The 23,831-nt window shown below is 69.2% G+C and carries 28 protein-coding genes and 1 pseudogene; 19 read left to right on the top strand and 10 right to left on the bottom strand.

Going from position 1 to position 23,831, the window contains the following annotated elements; all coding sequences use genetic code 11:
- Window positions 1-36 precede the first annotated feature (36 nt).
- The 4 genes from A6I89_RS15950 to pyrE all read left to right on the top strand — a co-directional run bounded on the left by A6I89_RS15950 (window position 37) and on the right by pyrE (window position 2,892).
- Window positions 37-924, top strand: coding sequence for a DUF5666 domain-containing protein (locus tag A6I89_RS15950; RefSeq protein ID WP_022597838.1), 888 nt, complete (start codon window positions 37-39; stop codon window positions 922-924).
- 62 nt (window positions 925-986) lie between these two features.
- Window positions 987-1,658: a type III secretion system chaperone family protein gene (locus tag A6I89_RS15945; RefSeq protein WP_013417154.1), complete on the top strand. Its 672-nt coding sequence runs from the start codon at window positions 987-989 to the stop codon at window positions 1,656-1,658.
- 70 nt (window positions 1,659-1,728) lie between these two features.
- Window positions 1,729-2,274: a LemA family protein gene (locus A6I89_RS15940; RefSeq protein WP_037084887.1), complete on the top strand. Its 546-nt coding sequence runs from the start codon at window positions 1,729-1,731 to the stop codon at window positions 2,272-2,274.
- Window positions 2,275-2,358: 84 nt separating this feature from the next.
- The gene (gene pyrE / locus A6I89_RS15935) at window positions 2,359-2,892 is read left to right on the top strand and encodes an orotate phosphoribosyltransferase (protein WP_022597834.1); all 534 of its coding nucleotides are present in this window, start codon (window positions 2,359-2,361) and stop codon (window positions 2,890-2,892) included.
- Between the two features lie 80 nt (window positions 2,893-2,972).
- On the opposite strand, the gene A6I89_RS15930 is transcribed toward pyrE, so the two are convergent.
- The gene (locus A6I89_RS15930) at window positions 2,973-3,482 is read right to left on the bottom strand and encodes a hypothetical protein (protein WP_022597832.1); all 510 of its coding nucleotides are present in this window, start codon (window positions 3,480-3,482) and stop codon (window positions 2,973-2,975) included.
- Window positions 3,483-3,637: 155 nt separating this feature from the next.
- Here A6I89_RS15930 and galT point away from each other — a divergent pair, with 155 nt between their 5' ends.
- The 4 genes and pseudogenes from galT to A6I89_RS15910 all read left to right on the top strand — a co-directional run bounded on the left by galT (window position 3,638) and on the right by A6I89_RS15910 (window position 6,975).
- Window positions 3,638-4,753, top strand: coding sequence for a galactose-1-phosphate uridylyltransferase (gene galT, locus A6I89_RS15925; protein ID WP_232244788.1), 1,116 nt, complete (start codon window positions 3,638-3,640; stop codon window positions 4,751-4,753).
- Window positions 4,750-5,925, top strand: coding sequence for a galactokinase (gene galK / locus A6I89_RS15920; RefSeq protein ID WP_022597827.1), 1,176 nt, complete (start codon window positions 4,750-4,752; stop codon window positions 5,923-5,925). Before galT ends, galK begins: the two co-directional genes overlap by 4 nt.
- A gap of 159 nt (window positions 5,926-6,084) precedes the next feature.
- Window positions 6,085-6,285 (top strand): annotated as a pseudogene (locus A6I89_RS15915) (helix-turn-helix domain-containing protein); the annotation flags it as partial.
- A gap of 135 nt (window positions 6,286-6,420) precedes the next feature.
- Complete coding sequence (locus A6I89_RS15910; protein ID WP_022597824.1) at window positions 6,421-6,975, top strand: nuclear transport factor 2 family protein; 555 nt, start codon at window positions 6,421-6,423, stop codon at window positions 6,973-6,975.
- Window positions 6,976-7,089: 114 nt separating this feature from the next.
- Here the strand turns inward: A6I89_RS15910 and A6I89_RS15905 are convergent, their stop codons facing one another.
- Together A6I89_RS15905 and A6I89_RS15900 are read right to left on the bottom strand one after the other, a co-directional pair.
- Window positions 7,090-8,334, bottom strand: coding sequence for an MFS transporter (locus A6I89_RS15905; protein ID WP_005517745.1), 1,245 nt, complete (start codon window positions 8,332-8,334; stop codon window positions 7,090-7,092).
- 29 nt (window positions 8,335-8,363) lie between these two features.
- Window positions 8,364-8,810 (bottom strand): MarR family winged helix-turn-helix transcriptional regulator, encoded by a 447-nt coding sequence (locus A6I89_RS15900; RefSeq protein WP_013417147.1) that lies wholly within the window; start codon window positions 8,808-8,810, stop codon window positions 8,364-8,366.
- Window positions 8,811-9,024: 214 nt separating this feature from the next.
- On the opposite strand from A6I89_RS15900, the gene A6I89_RS15895 reads away from it, so the two are divergent.
- On the top strand, window positions 9,025-9,762 hold the full coding sequence (locus A6I89_RS15895) for a lysoplasmalogenase family protein (protein WP_005517747.1): 738 nt from the start codon (window positions 9,025-9,027) through the stop codon (window positions 9,760-9,762).
- On the opposite strand, the gene A6I89_RS15890 is transcribed toward A6I89_RS15895, so the two are convergent.
- The gene (locus A6I89_RS15890; RefSeq protein ID WP_005517749.1) at window positions 9,759-10,205 is read right to left on the bottom strand and encodes a hypothetical protein; all 447 of its coding nucleotides are present in this window, start codon (window positions 10,203-10,205) and stop codon (window positions 9,759-9,761) included. The two genes, A6I89_RS15895 and A6I89_RS15890, sit on opposite strands and share 4 nt — an antisense overlap.
- Before the next feature lie 27 nt (window positions 10,206-10,232).
- Window positions 10,233-10,862, bottom strand: coding sequence for a TetR family transcriptional regulator (locus A6I89_RS15885; RefSeq protein ID WP_022597821.1), 630 nt, complete (start codon window positions 10,860-10,862; stop codon window positions 10,233-10,235).
- A gap of 158 nt (window positions 10,863-11,020) precedes the next feature.
- Here A6I89_RS15885 and A6I89_RS15880 point away from each other — a divergent pair, with 158 nt between their 5' ends.
- The 6 genes from A6I89_RS15880 (at window position 11,021) to A6I89_RS15855 (ending at window position 16,502) form a co-directional block, all read left to right on the top strand.
- On the top strand, window positions 11,021-11,950 hold the full coding sequence (locus tag A6I89_RS15880; protein WP_005517751.1) for a metal-dependent hydrolase: 930 nt from the start codon (window positions 11,021-11,023) through the stop codon (window positions 11,948-11,950).
- Window positions 11,950-13,104: a hypothetical protein gene (locus tag A6I89_RS15875; RefSeq protein WP_044991407.1), complete on the top strand. Its 1,155-nt coding sequence runs from the start codon at window positions 11,950-11,952 to the stop codon at window positions 13,102-13,104. Before A6I89_RS15880 ends, A6I89_RS15875 begins: the two co-directional genes overlap by 1 nt.
- Window positions 13,105-13,143: 39 nt before the next feature.
- Entirely contained in the window at window positions 13,144-13,935 is a 792-nt protein-coding gene (locus tag A6I89_RS15870) for an SDR family oxidoreductase (protein ID WP_044991402.1), read from the top strand.
- A 41-nt stretch (window positions 13,936-13,976) separates the two neighbouring features.
- Window positions 13,977-14,615, top strand: coding sequence for a DUF6636 domain-containing protein (locus A6I89_RS15865; protein WP_044991401.1), 639 nt, complete (start codon window positions 13,977-13,979; stop codon window positions 14,613-14,615).
- Window positions 14,616-14,632: 17 nt separating this feature from the next.
- A complete protein-coding gene (locus A6I89_RS15860; protein WP_044991406.1) occupies window positions 14,633-15,313 on the top strand; it encodes a TrmH family RNA methyltransferase in 681 nt (226 codons plus the stop codon).
- Window positions 15,314-15,380: 67 nt separating this feature from the next.
- Window positions 15,381-16,502 carry a glycoside hydrolase family 76 protein gene (locus tag A6I89_RS15855; protein WP_022597810.1) on the top strand — a complete coding sequence of 374 codons (1,122 nt, stop codon included), beginning with the start codon at window positions 15,381-15,383 and terminating at the stop codon, window positions 16,500-16,502.
- Window positions 16,503-16,509: 7 nt separating this feature from the next.
- Here A6I89_RS15855 and A6I89_RS15850 read toward each other — a convergent pair whose 3' ends face one another.
- Together A6I89_RS15850 and A6I89_RS15845 are read right to left on the bottom strand one after the other, a co-directional pair.
- Entirely contained in the window at window positions 16,510-17,172 is a 663-nt protein-coding gene (locus A6I89_RS15850) for a DedA family protein (protein ID WP_013417141.1), read from the bottom strand.
- Window positions 17,173-17,174: 2 nt separating this feature from the next.
- Window positions 17,175-17,918, bottom strand: a complete 744-nt coding sequence (locus A6I89_RS15845; protein WP_172504540.1) for a VTT domain-containing protein — start codon at window positions 17,916-17,918, stop codon at window positions 17,175-17,177.
- Window positions 17,919-18,094: 176 nt separating this feature from the next.
- On the opposite strand from A6I89_RS15845, the gene fbaA reads away from it, so the two are divergent.
- On the top strand, window positions 18,095-19,132 hold the full coding sequence (fbaA, locus tag A6I89_RS15840; protein WP_005517763.1) for a class II fructose-bisphosphate aldolase: 1,038 nt from the start codon (window positions 18,095-18,097) through the stop codon (window positions 19,130-19,132).
- 89 nt (window positions 19,133-19,221) lie between these two features.
- Here the strand turns inward: fbaA and A6I89_RS15835 are convergent, their stop codons facing one another.
- The gene (locus A6I89_RS15835; RefSeq protein WP_005517765.1) at window positions 19,222-19,749 is read right to left on the bottom strand and encodes an Rv0361 family membrane protein; all 528 of its coding nucleotides are present in this window, start codon (window positions 19,747-19,749) and stop codon (window positions 19,222-19,224) included.
- 81 nt (window positions 19,750-19,830) lie between these two features.
- On the opposite strand from A6I89_RS15835, the gene A6I89_RS15830 reads away from it, so the two are divergent.
- The 3 genes from A6I89_RS15830 to A6I89_RS15820 all read left to right on the top strand — a co-directional run bounded on the left by A6I89_RS15830 (window position 19,831) and on the right by A6I89_RS15820 (window position 22,367).
- Window positions 19,831-20,247 carry a DUF3151 domain-containing protein gene (locus tag A6I89_RS15830; protein ID WP_022597808.1) on the top strand — a complete coding sequence of 139 codons (417 nt, stop codon included), beginning with the start codon at window positions 19,831-19,833 and terminating at the stop codon, window positions 20,245-20,247.
- 58 nt (window positions 20,248-20,305) lie between these two features.
- Window positions 20,306-21,379 (top strand): FUSC family protein, encoded by a 1,074-nt coding sequence (locus tag A6I89_RS15825; RefSeq protein WP_372440037.1) that lies wholly within the window; start codon window positions 20,306-20,308, stop codon window positions 21,377-21,379.
- 61 nt (window positions 21,380-21,440) lie between these two features.
- Window positions 21,441-22,367, top strand: a complete 927-nt coding sequence (locus A6I89_RS15820; protein WP_005517770.1) for a cation diffusion facilitator family transporter — start codon at window positions 21,441-21,443, stop codon at window positions 22,365-22,367.
- 22 nt (window positions 22,368-22,389) lie between these two features.
- On the opposite strand, the gene A6I89_RS15815 is transcribed toward A6I89_RS15820, so the two are convergent.
- Window positions 22,390-23,313 (bottom strand): SDR family oxidoreductase, encoded by a 924-nt coding sequence (locus A6I89_RS15815; protein ID WP_022597803.1) that lies wholly within the window; start codon window positions 23,311-23,313, stop codon window positions 22,390-22,392.
- Window positions 23,310-23,774, bottom strand: coding sequence for a pyridoxamine 5'-phosphate oxidase family protein (locus A6I89_RS15810; RefSeq protein ID WP_013417138.1), 465 nt, complete (start codon window positions 23,772-23,774; stop codon window positions 23,310-23,312). The genes A6I89_RS15815 and A6I89_RS15810 overlap by 4 nt, the downstream gene beginning before the upstream one ends.
- Between the last annotated feature and the right edge of the window lie 57 nt (window positions 23,775-23,831).

Raw genomic sequence — 23,831 nt, 5'->3', positions numbered from 1 at the left:
TGTCGGCGCCCGGACGGAAGAGAGCAGGCCCGCCCCATGACCAACCCCGAGGATCCGCGCACTCCGCAGGAACGCGCATACGACCCGGCCGAGCAGCAGGCGCCGGACGAGACCGTCCAGTGGGCCCGCCCCGCGGACGGCCCGACCCAGCAGCTCGGGCCGGTCGGGACGCCGGCCCCGGAGCAGCCGACCGAGCAGTACTACACGGCCGACCCGTACCAGGCGTACGGCGCGCAGGCCCCCGAGGCGACGCAGGCGTACCCGACGCAGGCGTATCCGGCGTACGACCCGCGCTACGACCCGCAGGCCGCGCCGCCGAACGCGACACAGGCGTATCCGACCTACTACGGCGCAGGTGGCTACCCGCCGGGCGGCTACCCGCCGCCCGGACAGCCACCCACCGGTGAGGTCCCGCCACTCGAGAACGGTCCGGGCAACAAGCCCGGACGCCGGGTGGGACTGTGGGCGGCGGTCGGCGCCGGCGTGGTGCTGCTGGCGCTGGGCCTGATCGTCGGGTTGATGCTGAACGGGAACTCCGACGAGAGCGACACCGCGGCCGCGCCCTCGCCGCGGACCTCGGCGCCTGCCGTCCCGCCCCGTGCGGGTGCGCCGACGACGGAACCCGAGACCACCTCGCCCTTCGAGAACCTGCCCGGTGGCATCGGTGACGTCATCGGCAACGCCGGGACGGCGATGGGCACGATCACCGCCAACGACGGTGGCACTCTCACCATCGACGGGCTCGGCGGAACCACGATCACCGTCAAGACCACGCCCGACACCTCGCTCATCTCGTTGACCGCGAACAGCATCGCCGAACTGAAGCCCGGCGAGTCGGTGCTGGTGCAGGGCGACAAGGTGAAGGACGGCACCCTCACCGCGAAGTTGATCATCGGCACCACGCTTCCCGAGTTCGGTAACTGACTCGCGGCACCGGATGCCCGGAAGTGCGCCGGGAGTGGCTAGGCTGACCCTCGATGACGGCTATGTGGTTCGGATTGGCAGTGATAGCGCTCGCGGGTGCTGTCGTGCTGCTCTATGTCGATCGTTCGCGTCGTGACCAGACCGGTCGGGTGCGGCAGATCTGGGCGAAGGCGCAGGGGTACACCTACAACACCGCGGACGAGCATCTGCCGTCGCAGTGGCATCGGGCGGCCCTCGCCAAGCAGGAGTACCTGGGCGCCGTGGACGTCGTGCGCGGCGTCCGCCGCGGCGAGCAGTTCGTGCTGTTCGACCTCGAGGACACGGCGACGATCGTCGCGGTGCACCGGGAGGTGGGCTCCGACGTCGACATCGATCTGCGCCTGAAGTCGACGCCTCCGCCGCGCGACAGCGACCTGAACCTGCTGGGCGCGATCGGCCCGCGCGTCGTGTTCGCGACCGATCTCGAGATCGCGCGCCGCGTGTGCGATCAGCGCATGGTGGCGTTCACCGAGTCGGTGCCGCCGCAGCTGCAGATGCTGTGGAGCGAGGGGGAATGGACGCTCGGTTCGCTCCCGATCGGCAGTACCGGCCGCGACTGGGACGCCGCGATCGAGGTCGTGGCCCGGCTGTCGGGGATGCTGCGTGTGCTGCCGCCGGCCGTCGAACCGCCGGCGATGCAGCCCGCCGCGCACGATCCCGGCCGTCCGATCGCCCCTGAACCCGTTCCCGAATAGCGGCTCGGATCCTGTTTCAGTAGATTCCGCAGCTGTGGTTGCTGTGTCGGGTGTTGTTCTTGTTGTTGTTGTGATTCTTGTGGCCTGGCTGGCGTCGGTGAACCGGAACCTGCGCCGCCTCGACGCCAATCTGCGCACCGCGCTGTCGTTGATCCACGTGGAACAGGACCGTCGCTGCGAGTACGTGCCCGGTCTCGTGCTCGCCGTCGCGGACACCGTGGGCCGCGAACTGGTCAGCACGGTCACCGGGGCGCGTTCCCTGGCGATGCGGGTCCGCGAGGAGAATCTGGACCTCGGCCGACAGGCCGGCGCCGAGAACGCTCTCTCCGCCGCGCTGGCGTCGTTGATGGGGACCGCGCGCAGCTATCCCGCGCTGCGCCGCGACTGGGCGTTCGTCCGCCCGGCACACGAGATCGACCAGACCGAGACGCGTCTCGCCGGCGCCGTCACCGTCTACAACGATCTGGCCCGCAAACTGAACGACTCGCTGCGCACGTTCCCCGCGTCGCTGCTCGCGCGGCCCGCGGGAATCGCCGCGGCACCGCTGTTCGAGGCGGCGACACTCCAGATGCCCACGAGCGCGGACGACGCGTCCGCCGCCGAGCAGGCCGCATAGGGCCGCCAGCGCCGTGACCTGGCCGCCTCGCTAGGCTCGACACGACGAAAAGTCACTGACTTCGAACGATGATGGGAGCGGCCGATGACGGATCGCGACGAGCTCGCCGCGCTGGTGCGCGAGCTGGCGGTGGTGCACGGAAAGGTCACCTTGTCCTCCGGCAAGGAAGCCGACTACTACGTGGACCTGCGCCGCGCGACCCTGCATCACCGGGCCGGACCGCTGATCGGCAAGCTGCTGCGCGAACTGGTCGCCGACTGGGACTTCGCCTCCGTCGGTGGCCTCACGATGGGCGCCGACCCGGTCGCGATGGCCGTCATGCACGCCGAGGGCCGGCCGATCGACGCGTTCGTCGTCCGCAAGGCCGCCAAGGCACACGGCATGCAGCGTCAGATCGAAGGCCCCGACGTCGTCGGCAAGCGCGTCCTGGTCGTCGAGGACACCACCACCACCGGCAACTCGCCGCTCACCGCCGTCAAGGCACTGCGTGACGCCGGCGCCATCGTCGTCGGTGTCGCCACCGTCGTCGACCGCGCCACCGGCGCCGACGCCGTCATCGCCGCCGAGGGCCTCGAGTACCGCTCGCTCCTGGGCCTCGACGATCTGGGTCTGAGGTAAGCGCCTTTTCTCAACAGCTGAAGGGACCCTTCGTGCGCTCGCGGCGCATGAAGGGTCCCTTCAGCTGTAAGTGCGTCCGGTCAGGGGACGAGGAGGAACGCGCTGACGACGCCGTATCCCGCCTGCGGGCGCAGTTCGTTGTACCAGGGGCCGATCGGGCTCACCTGCATCGTCAGCCTCGCGAGCCCGGAACCGGGATTGATCTCGGTTCGGACGGTCTCGCCTTGGCGTGCGAGGAGTTCGACATCTCTGAGCTGCCCGGTGAAGATCCCGAAATTCCATCCGACGGCGACCTTCATCCGGCAGACCGGGTTCTGGGCCCAGCCCGGCCCGACACCGTTCAGGACACGCGGCGTGAACGCGATGGTCGCGAGACCCGGTCGCGCCGGATCGGTCTCGACGACGGTGTCGATGAGGCCGTTGCAGAAGTCGTTCTGCCCCAGCACCGGAAGGGTGGGTCCGTTGATCGTCGTGTGCACGAGCGGCGCCGGTGCCGGTGCGGCGCCCGCGGTGGTGGCGACGCCCGTGATGGTGGCGGTCGCGATGGCCGCGGCGCCGAATGCGCGCACGGCAAAGCTGCGAAGCTTCATGTGAATCCCCCGTTTTTCGATGTGTTTCGTTCCCCCGGCCGTCCCGTGACTCCCCGTCACGGTGCAACAGCCTCGAGCATGCTCACACACAACCCGCGGCGACACCAAACCGGATGGTCGGCGACGGAACAGTGGCTGTCGCATATCGTGTTCCGATGCCGATCCGGAAGACGCGGACACGCCTGTCCGACGGGCGCGAGCTGATCTATTTCGACGACACCGAGCCGTACGCAAGTGGGGTAGTGACACGCGAGTTGCACGACGGCCGTGACCTGGCACCGGTCGAGGCGGCGTCGACGATGCGCTTCGACGTGCTGACGGGGGAGTGGGTGACGCTCGCCGCGCACCGGATGAACCGCACCTTCCTGCCGGCGACCGACGAGTGCCCGCTGTGCCCGACGCGGCCCGGACGTCCGGCGACCGAGATCCCGGCCGGCGACTACGACGTCGCGGTGTTCGAGAACCGCTTCCCGTCGCTGGGTTCGGCAGCGGAGGAGGTTCCGGGACTCGTTGACGGCGAGCGTCTTTGGCCGCAGCGCGCCGCCGACGGCCGGTGCGAGGTGGTGTGCTTCACCGGCGACCACGACCGCGGCTTCGCGCAGTTGCCGGTCTCCCGCGTGCGGACCGTGCTCGAGGCGCTGCGGGACCGGACACACGAGCTGTCGGCGCTGCCGTCCGTCGCGCAGGTGTACTGCTTCGAGAACCGCGGCGAGGAGATCGGGGTGACGCTGTCGCACCCGCACGGTCAGATCTACGCGTATCCGACGCTGCCGCCGCGCACCACCACGCTGCTGCGTCAGGCCGAGGAGCACCGAAAGCGCACGGGCCGTTCGCTTCTACGCGACGTCCTCGACGCCGAGCGGCGCGCCGGTACCCGCGTGGTGGTCGAGGGCGAGCACTGGACCGCGTACGTGCCCGCTGCGGCGCGGTGGCCCGTCGAACTGCATGTCGCGCCGCACCGGGATGTCGCCGATCTCACCGAGCTCGACGACGCCGAACTCGACGAGCTCTCGCACCTCTACCTCGACGTGCTCGGTCGGCTGGACCGCTTCTTCGACGGCGTCGATCGGCTGCCGTACATCGCAGGGTGGCACCAGGCTCCGATCGGCGCAGGCCGTGACCTGGGACGGCTGTACCTGCAGGTGTTCTCGCTGATGCGTTCGCCACACCGGATGAAGTTCCTCGCCGGTTCCGAATCCGGGATGGGCGCGTGGATCAGTGACACCACGCCCGAGCGGATCGCCGCACGATTCCGGGAGGTCGCGCCGTGACGGTCTGGTTCGACGCCCGTTCCGACGCCGAACTCGCTGCGGCGGTGACGGATTCGTTCCGCCACGAGTTCGGCGTGGGCGCGGACGGCGTGTGGGCGGCACCCGGTCGGGTCAACCTGATCGGCGAGCACGTGGACTACGCGGGCGGGCTGTGCCTGCCGATCGCGTTGCCGCACAGCACCGCGGTCGCGGTGACGCGTCGTACCGACGGGCTGATCCGGCTGCGGTCGTCGAACGGCGACCCGTGGGCCGGCCGGCTCGCCGACATCGGCCCCGGACGGCCGGCGGGGTGGGCGTCGTACCCGGCTGGCGTGATCTGGGCACTGCGCGAGAAGGGCTTGCTCACTGGCGATTTCGGCGGAGTGGATGCCGTGTGCGTGTCCACCGTGCCGATCGGCGCGGGGCTGTCGAGTTCGTCGGCGCTCGAATGTTCGCTCGCGCTCGCGCTGGTTCCGGACGCCGATCGGGCGGATCTGGCAGCGGCGTGCGTGCGGGCCGAGAACGACGTCGCCCTCGCCCCCACCGGCGGAATGGACCAGGCGGCGTCGCTGCGTGCATCGGAAGGGGCTGCGCTGCTGCTGGATTCGGCGTCGGGTGAAGTGTCGCACGTGCCGTTCGTTCCGGAGGATTTGTCGCTGTTGGTGATCGACACCCGGGCGCCGCACCGGTTGGCGGACGGGCAGTACGCGCAACGTCGGGCGGCGGTGGAGCGGGCGACGCGTCGGCTCGGGGTGGCGTCGTTGCGCGTACTGGCCGATCGGGGGCGGGAGCGCGCGGACGCGGTCCGGTCGCTGAAGGACGACGTCCTGCGGCGTCGGGCGTGGCACGTGATCAGCGAGATCGCCCGCGTCCGGCTCGCGGTGGCGGCAGCGGAATCCGGGGACTTCGCGGAGTTCGGCCGACTGCTGTACGCGTCGCACATGTCGTTGCACCGCGACTTCGAGGTCTCGTGCCCCGAGCTCGACACCGCCGTCGAGGCCGCGATGGTCGCCGGGGCGCTCGGTGCGCGCATGACCGGTGGCGGGTTCGGTGGTTCCGCGATCGCACTGCTCCCCGCAGAGAAGGTCGACGACGCGATCGACACCGCCCGCCGCCTGGCCGCGGACCGAGGCCTGCCCGAACCGGCCTTCGCCGTCGTCGCCGCTTCGGCCCCCGCGCGCCGCCTGCTCTGACGCCCCCTCCTCTCGCGTTTTGCGCACTTATCGCGCCTTCCGGGGTGCCCGGGGCGCGATAAGTGCGCAAAACGCGGGGAGCCGGGATCCCGTGGACCGGGAGACGGGGATCCCCTCCCGGCGGGGCCCGGGCATGCTCGGTCCAGTCGAGGAACGGAGTCCCTACGACGCACAGCCGCCGAACTGCACGTCCATCACAGCACCGTCGCCGCTCGACTGGCGCACCTCGAGGCTGAGATGGGCTGGAACCTCGAGGACTCGGTGGACCGGTTCACGGCGACGCTGGTGCTGATGATCCGGCGGATGGCCTTGTCGTCTACCGAGTTGGCGGCGTCCGAGGTGTTCGGTTCGGGCTTCTGAGCCCGACGCCCGATACCGGCGCCCGACGCTCGTCGGACCCGACGGGCGGAACGGTCGACGCGCGTCGGGTGACCGGTACGGGTCCGATGGGTGACGATCGTCGCGAAGTTCGTTTCACCGGAAAGGAATTCGCACATGGCCGTGATCGACCCGAATCGCACGTGGGAACTGCTCGAGCAGCGCCTCGCCGTCACCACCGATGCCCGCCACCGAGTCGTTCTCGGCGCGGTGATCGAGCACATGCGGGCGGAGGCCGCCCCGGACCTGGATCGGCTGATGGCGACGCTGAATCCCGCTCCCGACTACCACTTCTGGAACGGCGGCCAGGACGTCGGGCCGAAGGGCACCGAGGGTGTGAAGACGTATTACATCGACTTCCTCGCGACCCGCACCAACATCCTCGAGTACGAGCTCGACCGGCTCGTCGTCGACGACCACTGCCTGGTCACCGAGGGTTTCCTCAAGCAGATCTACCCCGGCTCGTATGCCGCGCAGATCGGCATCCCGGTCGACGACGAGGCGGCCGACTATCTCGTCGTCTTCCGTCAGCTGATCCTGTGGCCGGTGGACGAGGACGGGCTCATCCAGGGCGAGGACTCGTACCACTCCGGCCCGTCGAGCGTCACCAAGCTGTCGTTCGAGGAGTTGCCGCAGGAGTACGTCGACCTGGTGCACACCCCGGCCACCTGACCCCCGAACGCGTTTTGCGCACTTGTCGCGCCCGGGGCACCGGGATTTCCGCGACAAGTGCGCAAAACGCGAGGGGGAGGGGGACAGGGAGGGGGAGGGGGAAGGGTACCGACCTCAGTCGGCGTCGCCGACCGTGACGGCGACGGCCTCCTCGACGCTGTGCGGTTCGGGATCGTGATCGTCGACGTGCGCCAGCACCTTTCGTCCCGTGGCGAGGACCAGGATGCCCAGGACGGTGCATCCGGCGCCCACCCAGAACGGCACGTGCACGTTGTGCTCGCCGAGCTTGCCGGCGACGTACGGAGCCGCTGCGCCGCCGACGAAGCGGACGAAGCTGTACGCGGCCGACGCCGTCGAACGTTCGACCGGCGCCGAGATCATCACGGTCTCGGTGATGAGGGTGTTGTTGACGCCCAGGAACAGTCCCGCCAGGACGACGCACACCACCAGTGCCGGCTTGGAGTCGGTGAACAGTGCCATCGCCGCGAGGTCGACGGCGAACAGGCTGAGGGCGGCGATCATCATCGGCAGCGTGCCGAAGCGGCGCTGTAGGCGCGGGGCCAGGAACACCGACGCGATCGCCAGCGCCACACCCCAGCCGAAGAAGATGAAGCCGATCGAGTACGCGCCCATGTCCAGCGGGAACGGGGTGTAGGCGAGCAGCGTGAAGAAGCCGTAGTTGTAGAGCAGCGCGGTGATCGCGACCGTCAGCAGACCGCGGTGGCGCAACGCGAGGAACGGTGCGGCCAGCGAGGTCCGGTGCGTCGGCTTGGGCGCCTTGGGCAGCATCACCATGATCAGGATGAAGGCGATGGCCATGAGCGTCGCGACACCGAAGAACGGTGCGCGCCAGCTGATGTTGCCGAGCACTCCACCGACCAGCGGTCCGACGGCGATACCGATGCCGAGCGCCGCCTCGTACAGGATGATCGCCTGTGCGACACCGCCACTGGCAGCGCCGACGATCGCCGCGAGGGCGGTCGCGATGAACAGTGCGTTGCCCAGACCCCAGCCGGCACGGAAGCCGACGATCTGGTTGATGGTGTCCGACGTGCCGGCCGCCGCCGCGAACACCACGATGATCGCCAGGCCCCACAGCAGCGTCTTCTTGGCTCCGATGCGGCTCGAGATCATGCCGGTGAACAGCATGGCGACGCCCGTGACCAGCATGTAGCTGGTGAACAGCAGCGACACCTGCGACGGGGTGGCGTCGAGCTGTTCGGCGATGGGCTTGAGGATCGGGTCGACGAGCCCGATGCCCATGAAGGCGATGACGCTGGCGAAGGCGACGGCCCACACCGCTTTCGGTTGATGCAGGATGCTCGGCTTGCTCGCGGCCGGTGCGGTCGTGGTGCTCACGTATCCCTCCTCGGGTGATGTCGTGGTGGTCAGCGCTCTGCTGCGGCGGTCCGGATGATCGCCCGGAGTTCACCCAGTCCGTCCGAGATGCGGGCTACCTGCTCCGGCTCGAGGTGCGCGAAGTGTGGCGTCAGCGCGTCGGCGACCTCGTGGCGGGCCTCGGCGAGCCAGCGTCGTCCGTCGTCGCTGATGCCGACGAGGACGGCCCGGCAGTCGTCGGGATCCGTCTGGCGCGATACCAGCCCCTCCTCGCCGAGGCGCTTGAGCAGCGCCGTCGCCGACGGCTGGGAACAGCGGTCGAGGCGCGCGAAGGTGCTGATCCGGATGGGGCCCTGCTCCTCGAGTAGTGACAGTGCCCGCATCCACGGCCGGGGGCGGTCGTCGACGGAGAGTGCCGACGCGAGTCGGGTGAACCGGTGGGCGTTGCTCACCAGCTCGACGAGCAGGTCTCGGAACTGCGGATCGGTGGAACTCACGGAAGATAATAATTACATAAGCTAACTATCTATGTCTACCCCTCGCGTTTTGCGCACTTGTCGCGGGTTCGGCGCCCCGGAAACCGCGACAAGTGCGCAAAACGCGGGGAGGGGAAAGGCAGGGAAGGGAGAGGCGCGGCGGTACGGTCGTGCGAAATCGGACACGGCGCTCCCAGCGAAGGCCGTCGTGCCGGATCGGACACGAGGAGTGGGCATGGCATTCGCGAGCGGCAAGAAGTGGGGACTCGAGCACGCGGTGTTCGCCGGGGCGACGGCGGCGACGATCTTCGGTGCGGTCACCGGACGGGAGCGGGTCCAGCAGGTGGCGAAGCCGTTGATCGCGCCCGCGCTCGCGACCCGGGTCCTGCGCCGGCGCGACGACCTGGACACCGCCGACGCCGCGCTGCTCGTGGCGGGCCTGGCCGCCGCCACCGTCGGTGACGTGTTCATGATCGACCCCGACGTCGACGCCCGCCTGCGCCGCGGCGCCACGTCGTTCGGCGTCATGCAGACGACGTATTCGTCGTTGCTGGTCCGTCGGGGCGCCAAGCCGCGGCGGGCGGCGGTTCTCCCGCGACTCGGTGCCTGGGCGGGCGCGTCAACCCTGTTGCACGCGAAAGCTCCCGCCGTCGCGAAGACCCTCACCGGGTACGGGGCGCTGCTCGGCACCACCGCGACGCTCGCCGCCGATCCCGCGCTCGCGCCCGGCGCCTCGGACGTCGCGGGACTGCCGATGCCCAACCGCGGCGACCGCCGCAGCTGGCTCGGCCTCGGCGGGCTCCTCTTCACCGGCTCCGACGGAACGATCGTGGTGCGCAAGCTCTTCCTGCGCGGCGAGAAGACGCGGGCCGTGGCCGAGGGCGCGATCCTCGCCTCGTACGCGGCCGCGCAACTGCTGCTCGTCGAGGGGATGATCGAGTTGGGCCGACACGCCCGGAAGCGAATGGGCTAGGGGTAGATCAGGATTCGATCGCGATTGCGCGGGTCGACGCGGATCGAGATCGTCTCGCCCGGGAGGAAGCGCTCGCGGAACTCGCGCGCGACCTCGTAAACCACGGTGCCGGTGTACGACTCGGATCCGGGCACCGTCAGCGCCAGATCGAGTTCGGTGAGCTGGCCGTTGTCGACCGTCCGGCGCAGCGGTTGCGCGCGGCGGATGGTCGCCCATCCCTCGATCCCGTGCCTGGCCAGTTTGCGCTCGGACCGGGTGGGGCGGTCGGCCCACATCATGCCCAGCCCGAGGATGGAGCCGTACGCCGCGAGAAGACCGCCGATCTGGTACGGGATCGTGCCCTCGGGAGTGTGCTCGACGAGCCAGCCGAGCCAGGCCGACAGCACGATGAGGTAGCCGACGGTGATGAAGCAGACGGTGCGAACGATGCGTGGGTGATTCATGGCCTTCTCTTCTTGACGCCACCCAGCCTAGTCGTCCGAAGTGCGCCCGGCAGCGTCGTAACCGGGCTGCGCGACGATCACCGGAGCGAGCCATCGCTGCAGGTAACGGCGTAGTTCGGCGTCCGGGCGCTGCGGGTTGCCGGGGGAGACGAAGAACGACTGCATCGTCCGCAACAGATGCTCGACGAGTTCACTCAGGGCCGCGTCGTCGTAGCCGTGCCGCTCCCAGTCGACGTCGAAGCGCCTGATCATGGTGAGCCCGAAGGCCTGCGCCTCGTCGGACGTGATGCCGTCCGTGTGGGAGTGCGCGCCCGAGAGCATGATGCCCAGGTGCGGAGTCCGGCGGACGTCGTCGAGCGTGTAGACGACGGCCTCGACCAGGGCGTCGGCGGGATCGCGGCGCCCCTGCACGTGGTCGGTGAGGCGATCGAGGAAGTCGCCGACCGACGCGATCGCGGACGCCCGCATCAGCGCGTCGGCGCTCGGGAAGTAGCGGTACACCGTCTGCCGGATCACGCCCAGCGATTCGGCGACGTCCGCGATGCTGACGGCCGATCCGGTGCGGGAGATCCCCTCGACCGCGGCGGCGACGATCCGCCGCGCGGCCTCGTCGTCGTCGACCGGCGGCTTGCCGCCCCATCCGCGTCTGCGTGCCACGGCCGGACCGTACCAGCCGTGCGGCCGGTCCCCGCGCAGGTGGCGACGATTTCGTCGAAACCAATCATACAAATGACAAGTCGATCGTATGATTGCGGCGATCGTGGCCCCGGCCTGCCCGGACGGGCCCGCACCGACGACGAACGAGGTAAGTGCGCATGACGGATCTCAAGCCCCGGAAGATGGATTTCGGCTTCGACGACGGGGACGTCCCGTTCCTGTGGAACCCCGACAACCCGGCCTGGTCGAGCATGTCGAACGCGGTGTCGTTCCTGGCCATCGGCTTCGAGAAGATGATCGTGAAGCTGATCCTGCAGGCCAAGCCCCTCATCACCGACCCCGAGGTCGCGGAGGAGGCGGTGGCGTTCATGAGGCAGGAGGGCCACCACTCGACTGCACACCGCCAGCACGTGAACGGGCTGATCCGCAGCTACCCGGGCCTGCAGAACACCCTCGACGCGGTCGTCGGCGAGTTCGATCTGCTGACCGAGCGCACTTCGATCAACTACCGGCTCGCGTACACCGCCGACCTCGAGGCGACGTTCACGCCCGTCTTCAAGCTCATGCTCGACAACGAGGCCACCCTGTTCCGGCCCGGCGACGACCGGGTCGCGTCGCTGTTCCTGTGGCACTTCGTCGAGGAGGTCGAGCACCGCAGTTCGGCACTGATCATCTACAACTCGATCGTCGGCAACGAGCTGTACCGGATGCGGATGGCGCCGTCGATCTTCGCGCACGTCATGAAGTCCATCCGCATCGCGTGTGCCGGCTTCAACCAGCATGTTCCGCTGTCCGAGCGGAAGGTCGACTCGCTGTCGATGTTCGCGCGGCACCGGGTCAAGCAGCGGGTGCTCACCACCCTCGCGCCGTACCTGACCAAGGGTCCGATGCCGCGCGCGTTCGACGGCCTCCCCATCGGCGAGCAGCTCACCGCGCTGCGCGGCGCCGTCCGCAGCCAGATGCCCGGCCACAACCCGACGCACGAGAACCTGCCGGTGCTGGCCGACGAGTGGTTCACCCGCTACGACGCCGGTGACGACTGCACCCGTTGGTACTCGGCCGCGCCGGTGTCGTCGGGGGTGAACTGATGTCGGACCTGTGTACGCCCACGTTCGAGGACCTGGCGACCCGGCTCGGCTTCTCGTGCGAGGAGGCCGGCGGCTTCTTCGAGCTGCGTAACCCGGCGGCGTTGGAGAACTGGACGCTGCCCGTCCTCGAGCTGACCATCGTCCTCGGTTCGGTCCTGGCGCTCGTGTACGCGATCGTGCGGCTGCGCCGGCACGGCGATCCCACCAACCTGGTGCTGTGGTTCGGCGCCACCGCGTTCCTGTTCGTGATCGAGCCGCCCATCTACTTCCCGGGCACGTTCGGTACCGAGGAATACCTCGGCACGATGTTCGCGCACAACGTGTTCACCGTCGACTTCCTGTGGGGCAGACTGCCGCTGTACATCATCGCGATCTATCCGTTGATGGCCACGCTGGCGTTCGAGCTCGTCCGCATGCTCGGCGTGTTCCGGCGCTACGGGGTGTTCCTCGGCGCGGTGTGCGTCGGCTTCGTCCACCACGCGTTCTACGAGATCTTCGACCAGCTCGGACCGCAGCTGCGGTGGTGGGAGTGGATGCTCGACAACAAGGTCAACCTGCCGTTCTTCGACTCGGTGCCGCTGCCGAGTGTGGTGGTGTTCGCCGCGCTGTGGCCGATGTCGCTGGCGCTGTGCGTCCAGTTCTTCGTCGGCCGGCACGTGGACGGGGGACGGCACTTCTCCGGGCTCGAATTGGTGTGGCGCACTGTCGTGGTCGGCCTCGTGGCGTCGGTCGGGGTGTTCGTTCTGCCGCTCCCGGCCACGGTCTTCGGCATGGGCAGCGACACGGTCCGCGGCGTCCTCTACGCGGCCGAACTCGTCGCCGTCACGGTGGTCGCGGTGCCGCTGCTGGTCAAGCAGTGGTCCCGATTGCGGTCGAGGACCTCCGACGTTCCCGCCTACTCCAACGACTTCGTCCGCATCTACGCCGTCGTGTACCTCGTGGTGATGGGCGGGTTGTGGCTGAGCGCCCTGCCCGACTTCTTCGGGGCGGTCGACGGCGTCACCACGAACGGTGATCCGATCGGCAACATCTGGTACACGATCGCATGCTTCGCCGTCGCGATCGCGTGCGTCGCCGCGACGTTCACCGTGCCGCGCCCGACCGCCGACCGGGACACGGCCCCCGACGAGCGTCCGGTGACCAACTCGGCCTGAGTGCACACGGTTTCGTCCCGCAGCGCCTAGCCTGACGGCATGGCAGCGACATCTCGGCCCACCGTGTTCGTCACCGGCGCCGCGGCGGGGATCGGCCGCGCGACCGCCCTCGAGTTCGCGCGCCGCGGGTACTTCGTGGGCGCATACGACATCGACGAGGACGGGCTCGGCTCCCTGCGCGAGGAGATCGTCGCGCAGGGCGGCCGGGCCCGCACCGGCGTCCTGGACGTCACCGACGCCGACGAGTGGCGGCTGCGTCTGGCCGAGTTCACCGCGGGGAACGGTCGACTCGACGTCCTCGTCAACAATGCCGGTGTCCTGGCGTCGGGGCACTTCGAGGACATTCCCCTGGAGACACAGCGGCGGATGGTGGACATCAACGTCGTCGGCATGATGAACGGCATGTACACGGCGTTTCCGTACCTGAAGGAGACGCCGGGAGCGCAGGTGGTGAACCTGGCGTCGGCGTCGGCGATCTACGGCCAGCCCGAACTCGCGACGTACAGCGCCACCAAGTTCGCGGTGCGCGGACTCACGGAGGCACTCGAACTGGAGTGGCGCGGCCACGACATCCGGGTGCTCGACGTGTGGCCGCTGTTCGTGCGGACCGGGATGATCCGCGGGATGTCCATCGGCAGCACCCGGTCGCTGGGCGTGCGGCTCACCCCGGAGCACGTCGCGCGGGCTGTGTTCGACGCCACCCGGAATCGGGGACGGTTCCCGAAGGTGCACTTCCCTGTCGGCGCTCAGGCCCGGGTCCTCGCCGCGGCATCGGGGATCTCGCCCTCGTGGCTGGCGCGGCTGTCGAACAAGGTACTCAGCCGCGCCTGAATCGAGTGCCGGTGTGGACGACTAGAGTTCGGTGACGGCGGATGGCGTCGAGAAATCGGTCAGGAGTGGGTGTGCGTCGGGGATTTCTGCCGTGGCTGGGAGTGGCCGCGGCGCTGACCGCCGTGCCGGCGCTTGCCGGGTGCGGAAGTTCGGCGCAGACACCGGCGGCCGAACCCACCACTACCGTCGCAGCGCCGACGACCACGACATCCGAGGCCCCGCCCACCACCACGACGACGACGGCCCCGACGACCACCACGACGGCGCCCACGACCACCGCGGCGGCCACCACGACGCTCACCGACGTGCAGTTCCAGCGCAACGAGTCGTACTTCTTCTCCTCGCCCGACGGCACCTTCACGTGCGGGATCGTGCGGCTGCCGGGCCGCACCGAGGCCGGGTGCGAGGGCGTCACCACACCGGTGCCGCCGCGGCCCGAGGACTGCATGGTCAGCTGGGGGAACGGGATCCGCGTCGAGGACACCGGACGCGGCGCATTCATGTGCTCGGGCGGGCAGCTCTACACGTCCGGCTCCGGCACCGAACCGGTCCTCGCGCCGGGTACCCCGCTCGCGAAGCTCGGGTACACCTGCGCGACGACGGCGTCGTCGGTGACGTGCACCAACGACGAGACCGGGCACGGGTTCACCGTCGCCCCCGATTCGAACGAGACGTTTTGACCACCGAGGAACCGAAGATGCACACCCCGCTCGCCGACGACGCAGACGCGGCGGGTCCCACCGAGTGGGGCGAGCACCCGCACGGCGTCGGCCCGTGGGCGGACGAGCACGAGACGCCGATGCCGACCGACGAGCGCTACGACCCGCAGTTGCTCGTCGACGGCGACCGCCGCAACGTCGTCGACGCGTACCGCTACTGGACGCGGGAAGCGATCGTCGCCGACATCGACTCCCGACGGCACCCGCTGCACGTGGCGATCGAGAACTTCGCGCACGACTCGAACATCGGGACGGTGGTGCGCACCGCGAACGCGTTCGCGGCCGCCGCGGTCCACATCGTCGGGCGTCGACGCTGGAATCGGCGCGGCGCCATGGTCACCGACCGCTACCAGCACCTGGTCCACCACACCGATCTCGACGAGTTGGCCGCGTTCGCGCGGGAGAACGGGCTGACGGTCGTCGCGGTCGACAACACCCCGGGGTCGGTACCGATCGAGACGGTCGAGTTGCCGCGGGACTGCCTGCTGCTGTTCGGGCAGGAGGGGCCCGGCGTCACCGAGCAGGGGCACGCGGTCGCGTCGATGACGGTGTCGATCGCTCAGTTCGGGTCCACCCGCAGCATCAACGCCGGAGTCGCGGCGGGAATCGCGATGCACACCTGGATCCGTCAGCACGCGGATCTCGGCCGGGCGTGGTGACCGGACCGCGCGGCACATACCAGCGAGTCCGGTAGCAAAAGTACCGGCGCCCAGGCAAGATCGGGGCATGCAGCGCGAATGGTCTGCCCGGGCGGACGCCGCCGAGGAGGCGGTCATGACCCGGCACATTCGCCGCGTGTGGGGGATGCCGGGGACCGCGCTCGCGGTGGTGGCGTGGCCCGCGGTGCGGCGCGAACGGATGTTCGTCAACTGGCACTACTGGTGGCAGGCGAACCTCATCAACTGCACCGTCGACGCCGCGGAACGAAACCCCACCGCACGCCGCCGGCGTCGGCTCGCGCGGCTCATTCGCGGTCACCGCTTCCGGAACATCTCGGGCTGGACCAACAACTACTACGACGACATGGCGTGGCTCGCGCTCGCGCTCGAACGTGCGCAGCGGATGCAGTTGATCGACAGCCGCAAAGCGCTGTCGACACTCGAGTCGCAACTGTTCGATGCCTGGTCACCCGATTCCGGCGGCGGGATCCCGTGGCGTAGGAACTCCGATTTCTTCAACACCCCGGCGAACGGGCCGGCCGGACTGGTACTCGCCCGGCTCGGCCGGTTGTGGCGGGCGCAGGCGATCGCGGACTGGATCGACGAGACGCTCCGCGATCCGGAGACGGGACTGATCTTCGACGGCATCCGGTCCGACGGCACGATCGAACGCAACATCTACTCGTACTGCCAGGGCACGGTACTCAGCCTCGAGACGGAGCTGGCGGTCCGGATGGGTGCACCCCGGCACCTGTCGAGGGTGCACCGTCTGGTCGACGCGATCGACGAGCGACTCACGCGCGGCGGGGTGATCCGCGACGGGGGAGGTGGCGACGGCGGCCTGTTCAACGGGCTGCTCGCCCGATACCTGGCGCTGGTGGCGCTCATGCTGCCCGGCGATGCCCCGGAGGACGTCCGCGCCCGGCAACTCGCCGCGCAGTTGGTGCTCGGCTCGGCGGAGGCGGCGTGGGAGAACCGGCTCCAGGTCGAGGAGCTGCCGCTGTTCGGCAAGGACTGGAGCATTCCCGCGCAGCTACCGGGCCTCGGTTCGGGGATCGCGACGTTCTCCGACGGGTCGGTGCATCCGTCGGACATCGCCGAACGGGACCTGTCGGTGCAGTTGGGCGGCTGGCTGCTGATGGAATCGGCGTACCTGGTGTCGGCGGCCGGATACCCGAAGCGTCGGTGACCGAGCGTCAGTTGTGGACGTCGTCGACTTCGACGTCCTCGGCCGGCTTCGCCATCTCGCGGCGATAGCTCCACACTCCCGCGGCGGTGCCGATCACGAGCAGCGTCACCAGGAGCCCGAGTACCAGCGGCATCAGCCACGGCACCCGTTCGAGCAGGGAACCGCAGTAGAAGCCGATCATCAGCAGCACCGGCGCCCACACGACCGCACCGATGCTGCTGGCGATCGTGTAGCGCCGATGGTCCATGTTCGCGGCACCCGCAACCATCGGGCACAGCGTCCGGACCCAGGGAATCCAGCGGGCGACCAGGACCGCCCAGAAGCCGTGCCGGTCGAGGAGCACGTTCACCTTGTGCAGGTTCGCCGCATTGACGTACTTGCCGTTGCGGCGGGCCACGAGATGGTGGCCGCTGCGCTTTCCGATCGCGTAGCCCACCTGGTTGCCGGCGATCGCGGCGCCCATCGCGCCGGCTGACAGCGCCCACGTGTGCTGCGCGCCCGCCTCGTGCGTCGCGAGCACGATGCCCGCCGTCACCAGCAGCGAGTCACCGGGCAGGAACAGCCCGATGATCAGTGCGCACTCCAGGAAGACGAACGTGAGAACGATGATCCAGACCAGTGCGGGACCGGCCGATTCGAGCGGGCCGAAGGAGCCGGCCGCAATGGTCATCGTCAAGCGGTGGGGTCGTTCGGGGTCCGCACGGGCTCGACGGGCTCGACGCCCTCGACAGAGGTCTTCGGCGCCTTGCGGGAACCGAAGTAGCGCTTACCCACCTCGACGATGATGGGGACCACCGACACCAGGACGATGCCGATGAAGATGTAGTCGATGTTGTCGGCGATGAACTGGATCTGGCCGAGCCAGAAACCGAGGAGCGTGACGCCGGCGCCCCACACGATGCCACCGATGACGTTGTAGGTGATGAACGTCGAGTACTTCATCTTCGACGCGCCCGCGACGAGCGGCGCGTAGGTGCGCACGATCGGCACGAAGCGGGCCAGGAAGATGGTGGCCGGGCCGTGCTTCTCGAAGAAGGCGTGCGCCTCGTCGATGTAGCTCTTCTTGAAGACCTTCGCGTCGTTCGACTTGAACAGGGCCGAGCCGCCCTTCGCGCCGATCAGGTAGCCCACCTGGTCGCCGAGGACCGCGGCGATCGGGATGGTCACCATCAGCACCCACAGCGGCGCGAACGGTTCCACCTCCGCCGACTTCGACGCCGCGATGAGACCGGCGGTGAACAGGAGCGAGTCGCCCGGCAGGAGCGGGAACAGCAGACCCGACTCGATGAAGACGACCAGTAGGAGGCCGATCAGCATCCAGGTGCCGAACGAGTTCAGCAGATTCACTGGATCGAGGAATCCCGGCAGCAATGCGAGATTCGTGGTCACGGGCTCCGAGGCTGCCAGCACATTCACGCGCACCAGACTACCGGCGGCCGCTGAGAGACCGCTGAGTCCACCGGGCCGGGTGAGCCGACACGGTCCGGACACCAAGGGAGGCGGGGGCGCGTACGGGTTGCCATACTGCATAGAGAACCGGCGCGCCGTCACAGTCGGCCGCGCCATCAACCGTCACATGGAGGACAGCCGCCGTGCCTATCGCAACTCCCGAGGTCTACGCCGAGATGCTCGGCCGCGCCAAGGAGCACTCCTTCGCCTTCCCCGCCATCAACTGCACGTCGTCGGAGACGATCAACGCCGCGATCAAGGGTTTCGCGGACGCAGGCAGTGACGGCATCATCCAGTTCTCGACCGGTGGCGCGGAGTTCGGCTCGGGCCTGGGCGTCAAGGACATGGTGACGGGTGCGGTCGCGCTCGCCGAGTTCGCGCACGTCGTCGCCGCCAAATACGACGTGACGATCGCGCTGCACACCGACCACTGCCCCAAGGACAAGCTGGACACCTTCGTGCGCCCGCTGCTCGCGATCTCGCAGGAGCGCGTGAACAACGGTCGGAACCCGCTGTTCCAGTCGCACATGTGGGACGGCTCGGCGGTGCCGATCGACGAGAACCTCGAGATCGCGCAGGAGCTGCTGAAGCTGTCGAAGGCCGCGAACATCATCCTCGAGGTCGAGATCGGCGTCGTCGGCGGTGAAGAGGACGGCGTCGAGGCCGAGATCAACGACAAGCTGTACACGTCGCGTGAGGACTTCGAGAAGACGGTCGACGCGCTCGGTGTCGGCGAGAACGGCAAGTACCTGCTGGCCGCGACGTTCGGCAACGTCCACGGCGTCTACAAGCCGGGCAACGTCGTCCTCAAGCCCGAGGTGCTCAAGGAGGGCCAGGAGACGGCCGTCGCCAAGCTGGGTCTGTCCGCGGGCTCGAAGCCGTTCGACTTCGTCTTCCACGGCGGTTCGGGATCGCTGAAGTCGGAGATCGAGGACTCGCTGCGCTACGGCGTCGTGAAGATGAACGTCGACACCGACACGCAGTACGCGTTCTCGCGTCCGATCGCCGGCCACATGTTCTCGAACTACGACGGCGTCCTGAAGATCGACGGCGAGGTCGGCAACAAGAAGGTCTACGACCCGCGCAGCTACCTCAAGAAGGCCGAGGCCGGTATGACCGCCCGCGTCATCGAGGCCTGCAACGACCTCAAGTCCGCGGGACGCTCCGTCTCCGCCGGCTAGTCACCCTTTTCGCGTTTTGCGCACTTATCGCAGTTCCCGGGACGGGAAACCCGCGATAAGTGCGCAAAACGCGTTTCGGGGGCGGTGCGCTACTCGCGGTCGCACACCTTCCAGGTGCCGTCGACTCGCTCGAGGTCGAGTGTGCGCGGCGACGCATCGGACGGATCGGCCTCGGTGTGCGCGGTGACCTGAGCGATCGCGGTGTCCCCGGTGATCTGGACGGTGTCGACGCTCGTGACCACCGGGACACCGCCGTGCGCGACCACGTCGCGGTGCACGCCGGCGAAGTCGGTGGGCGGGATGTCGCGGTAGAAGTCCGCCAGCGTGCCGCACGTCGACGACTGCAGGGCGCCCAGGTTGCCGGAGTCGAGGGCCTGCGCGAAGGTGTCGACGGCGTTCCGGACGCGGGACTCGTCAGGGTCCTGGGCGCCGGTGCGGGCGATGACGAACCCGGTCACGCCGAGCGCGGCCAGGACGCCGACCACCGCCAACGTCGACGCGACGATCCAACCGCGGTTGCCCCCGCGCCGCCGATCCTTCTTCGTGCTCGGCGCCGTCGGCCGGATGCGCTGCGGACCGGCGGCCGGGCTGGTCGGATTGTCGTTCTGGTCGGGCACGTGACGCCTCTCGGTCCGGGAGCGAGATCAACTGGTGGGCAGCCTATCGGCCTTCCGGCCGATGGCGGCACAATGGACGCCATGACGTCATTCGGTGATCTTCTCGGACCACAGCCCACCCTGCTCCCCGGCGACGAGGACGCGGAATCGGCGCTGCTCAACCACGAGGACCCGGCGAAGGTCGCCGCCGAGCACCCCACCGCGTCCATCGCGTGGGCGTATCTCGCGGAGGCGGCGCTCGAGCAGGGGCAGACCATCACGGCGTACGCGTACGCGCGTACCGGCTACCACCGTGGACTCGACCAGTTGCGCCGCAACGGGTGGAAGGGCTTCGGTGCCGTTCCCTACAGCCACGAGCCCAATCGCGGTTTCCTGCGCTGTGTCGCCGTCCTCGCGAAGGCCGCGCAGGCCATCGGTGAGAACGACGAGTACGCCCGCTGCCTGGACCTGCTCGAGGACAGCGATCCGCGGGCAGCCGAAGCACTTGGTCTCGGCTAGCCGCTTCGTTCCCAGCCCGGCGGCGGGCCGAGCGCGCGCAGCGGCGAACGTCCGTCGTCTGCGCGCGTCGGCGTTGCCGATCCTGCAGTGCGGTCTGGCGGCCGGTTTCGCGTGGTGGTTCGCGACCGAGGTCGTGGGGCACACGAGACCGTTCTTCGCGCCGATCGCCGCCGTCGTCTCGCTGGGACTGTCGCTCGGTGCGCGGATGCGCCGGTCGGTGGAACTGGTGTGTGGTGTCACCGTCGGGATCGGTATCGGTGACCTGCTGATCTCGCTGATCGGTACCGGCGCGTGGCAGATCACGCTGGTCGTCACGCTCGCGATGGGTACCGCCGTGCTGATCGGGTCCGGCCCGATCTTCTCGATGCAGGCCGGCACGTCGGCGGTGCTCGTCGCGACGCTGCTTCCGCCCGGTGACGCCGCCGGGTTCGAGCGGATGGTCGACGCCCTCGTCGGAGGGCTCGTGGGTATCGCGGTCGTCGCGGTGGTGCCGACGCATCCGGTGCGGCGAGCCCGACGCGACGCCGCCGGCATCCTCGCGACCGCGAGCGAGGTCCTGCAACTGGTGGCCGACGGGCTCATCGCGAACGATGCCAAGCCGATCGAGAAGGCCCTGCGCAAGGCCCGGGAGACGCAGCCGGCGATCGATTCCCTTCGCAGCAACCTGTCCGGCGGCAAGGAGATCAGCCGGATCTCCCCGCTCTACTGGGGCAGCCGGGCCCGGCTCGCCAGGCTCACCGCGACCGCCGACCCGATCGACAACGCGATGCGTAACATCCGCGTCCTGTCGCGCCGATCGCTCACGCTGGTGCGCGACGACGAGATTCTCGACCCGCGCCTGGTCGACGAGATCGAGAAGCTCTCTCAGGCCCTCGACGTGCTGCGCCGGATGATTCTCGCGGAACCGGGGGAGCAGCCGGACCAGGCGGAGGCCGCGCGGGTGCTGCGGACGGCGGCGTCGGGCCTGAAACCCGAACTGGTCGAGGGTGCGGGCATTTCCGCGACGGTGGTGTTCGCGCAGATCCGTTCGCTCATCGTCGACCTGTTGCGGGTCGCGGGGCTCGAACGGATCTCGGCGATCGCGACGTTGCCGCCGACCGTGCCCAGACCCGCCTACCGGCCGGACCTCTGACAGCCTTTTCATATATGCGAATACATGCATATGATGGGCCGAACCGACGAGGAGGTCCATCATGGGAGCCGGTCACGGGCACAGCCACGGCAACACCGCCGCCGCGAACGGGGTAGGGCCCACGCCCACCCGCATCCGCAAGATGGTGATCGCCCTGGCCATCCTCGTCGGCTTCCTGGTCCTCGAGACGGTCGTCGCGCTCGCCATCGGCTCCCTGTCCCTGCTCGCGGACGCCGGCCACATGCTCACCGACGTCGTCGGCATGTCGATGGGGCTGGTCGCGCTGCTGCTGGCGAAGCAGGGTTCCAAGGCGGCGGCCCGCACGTTCGGGTGGCATCGCGCCGAGGTGCTCACCGCGATGGCGAACGCCGTCCTGCTGCTCGGCGTCGCCGCGTTCGTCATGTACGAGGCCATCGGCCGCATCGGCCACGCGCCGGAGATCCCCGGCGTCCCGCTCATGTTGACGGCCGCCGCGGGACTCGCCGCCAACATCGTCGTGATGCTGATGCTGCGCGGCGACGCCAAGGACTCGCTCGCCGTCCGCGGCGCGTACCTCGAGGTGCTCGCCGACGCCGTCGGCAGCGTCGGGGTCCTGATCGCCGGCGCCGCGCTGGTGCTGTTCGACTGGAGCTACGCCGACATCGTCGTCGGTGTCCTGATCTCGCTGTGGGTGGTCCCCCGCGCGCTCAAGCTGGCCGGATCGGCGCTGCGGATCCTCACGCAGGCCTCACCCGCCAACGTCGACGTCGACGCCGTCCGGGCCGATCTGCGTGCCGTCCCCGGCGTCTCCGACGTGCACGACCTGCACGTGTGGACGCTGACCACCGGCATGGACGTCGCGACGGTGCACCTCACGACCGATTCCGATTCGCAGCGGGTGCTGGCGGCGGCCAAGACCGTGCTCGATGCGCACGGCCTCGGCCACGCCACCGTTCAGGTCGAATCGTGTGTCGAGGGATCGCGGTGCCAGGAGGACCTGACGTGGTGACGGCCTGCGGACCGGCGGTCGCTCAGCGGTAGCCGTCGGTGTTCGCCGGCAGGTCGGGGTCCTGCACCTCGACGAGGTACCGCCAACAGTCGGGCCGGGAGCCGTCGACGTCGGTGACGCCGTACCGCTGCGCCAGTTGCCCGCTCGAGACGACCCGGCCGCTGAACTCGCCGACATCCGGGTCCCCGGCCAGCGCGGTCACCGCCCGGCCGACGAACGTCGGTGTCTCCGAGATCGCGAAGTGCGGCACCTGATCGAGGGCGTCGCGCCAGTTGTCCTCGGTGACGCCGAAGGCGTCGAGCATGTTCTCCGACCGCAGCCAGCCCGGCGTCACCGCGACGGCCGCGCCGCCGTGCGGGGCCAGCTCGTACGCCTGCGCGGTGGTCATCCGCTGGACGGCCGCTTTGACGAGGTCGTAGAAGAACCCGACCTGGTGCCGGTAGGCGACGTTGTACTCGGCGGTGCCGTCGGTCATCTCGACGACCAGTCCTCCCGGCCGGCGGATGAGCAGCGGGAGCGCGAAGTGACTCGTGATCACGTGGGTGTCGATTCCCATCCGCAGCATCCGCAGACCGCCGTCCAGGTCGTGCTCCCACAGTGTGGTGCCGAACTGGGCGTAGCGGTCGCCGCCGAAGATGTCGTTGACGAGGATGTCGAGGCGGCCGTGGTCGGCGTCGATGCGTTCGACCAGGGCGAGCACCTGATCGGGTTCGAGGTGGTCGACGCGCAGCGCGACGCCGTTCCCGCCGGCGGCCGCGATGAGCTCGCCGGTCTCCTCGATGGTCTCGGGTCGGCCGATCTCGGACCGGCCGTCGACCCGGCTGCTGCGTCCGGTCGCGTAGACGGTGGCGCCCGCGCGGGCCAGTTCGACGGCGATGGCCCGGCCCGCGCCGCGCGTCGCCCCGGCGACCAGCGCGACCTTCCCGGTGAGATCCGGCGCGCTCACCGGCTGGTCCTCACGACGTCGGCGCCGGGACGCCAGAGGTCGACGTGCAGGCGGTCGTCCGAGACGGTGGTGAGCACGACGTCGTCGATGCCGAGCTCGAAGATCTGTGCGTCGTCGCCGGGATTCTCCGGATAGGAGTCGAGGATCGCTCGCTTCTCTTCGCCGGTCAGCTCGCGAGCCCGGCCGGAGATCTTGGCGTCGCCGCCCTCCATGGTGTGGTGGCCGGGATTCGAGTGCAGCGCGTACCGCGGATCCCGGTGCAGATCCCGGACCTTCCGCGCGCCCGGCATCGATCCGAGGACCAGTAGACCGCGGAAGGTCTCGACCTCGGTGCCGCTCACGCGCGGCGAGCCGTCGGCGCGCAGCGTCGCCAGGACGTGGTGTCTGTGCGCGGTGAGCCGCGCGCGGACGGCGTCGGCCAGTGCCGGCGCCGCTTCGGTGAACTCCTGCCAGGTTGCCATGCCTTCAGTGTGCGACCGCATCACTGACATCTTGTGTCAGTGATTTTCCGTAGGCTG

This window comes from Prescottella equi, from assembly GCF_002094305.1.
Taxonomy (GTDB): domain Bacteria; phylum Actinomycetota; class Actinomycetes; order Mycobacteriales; family Mycobacteriaceae; genus Prescottella; species Prescottella equi.
Note: the sequence above shows the minus strand (reverse complement) of the source record. Positions and strands in the feature narration are given on the sequence as shown.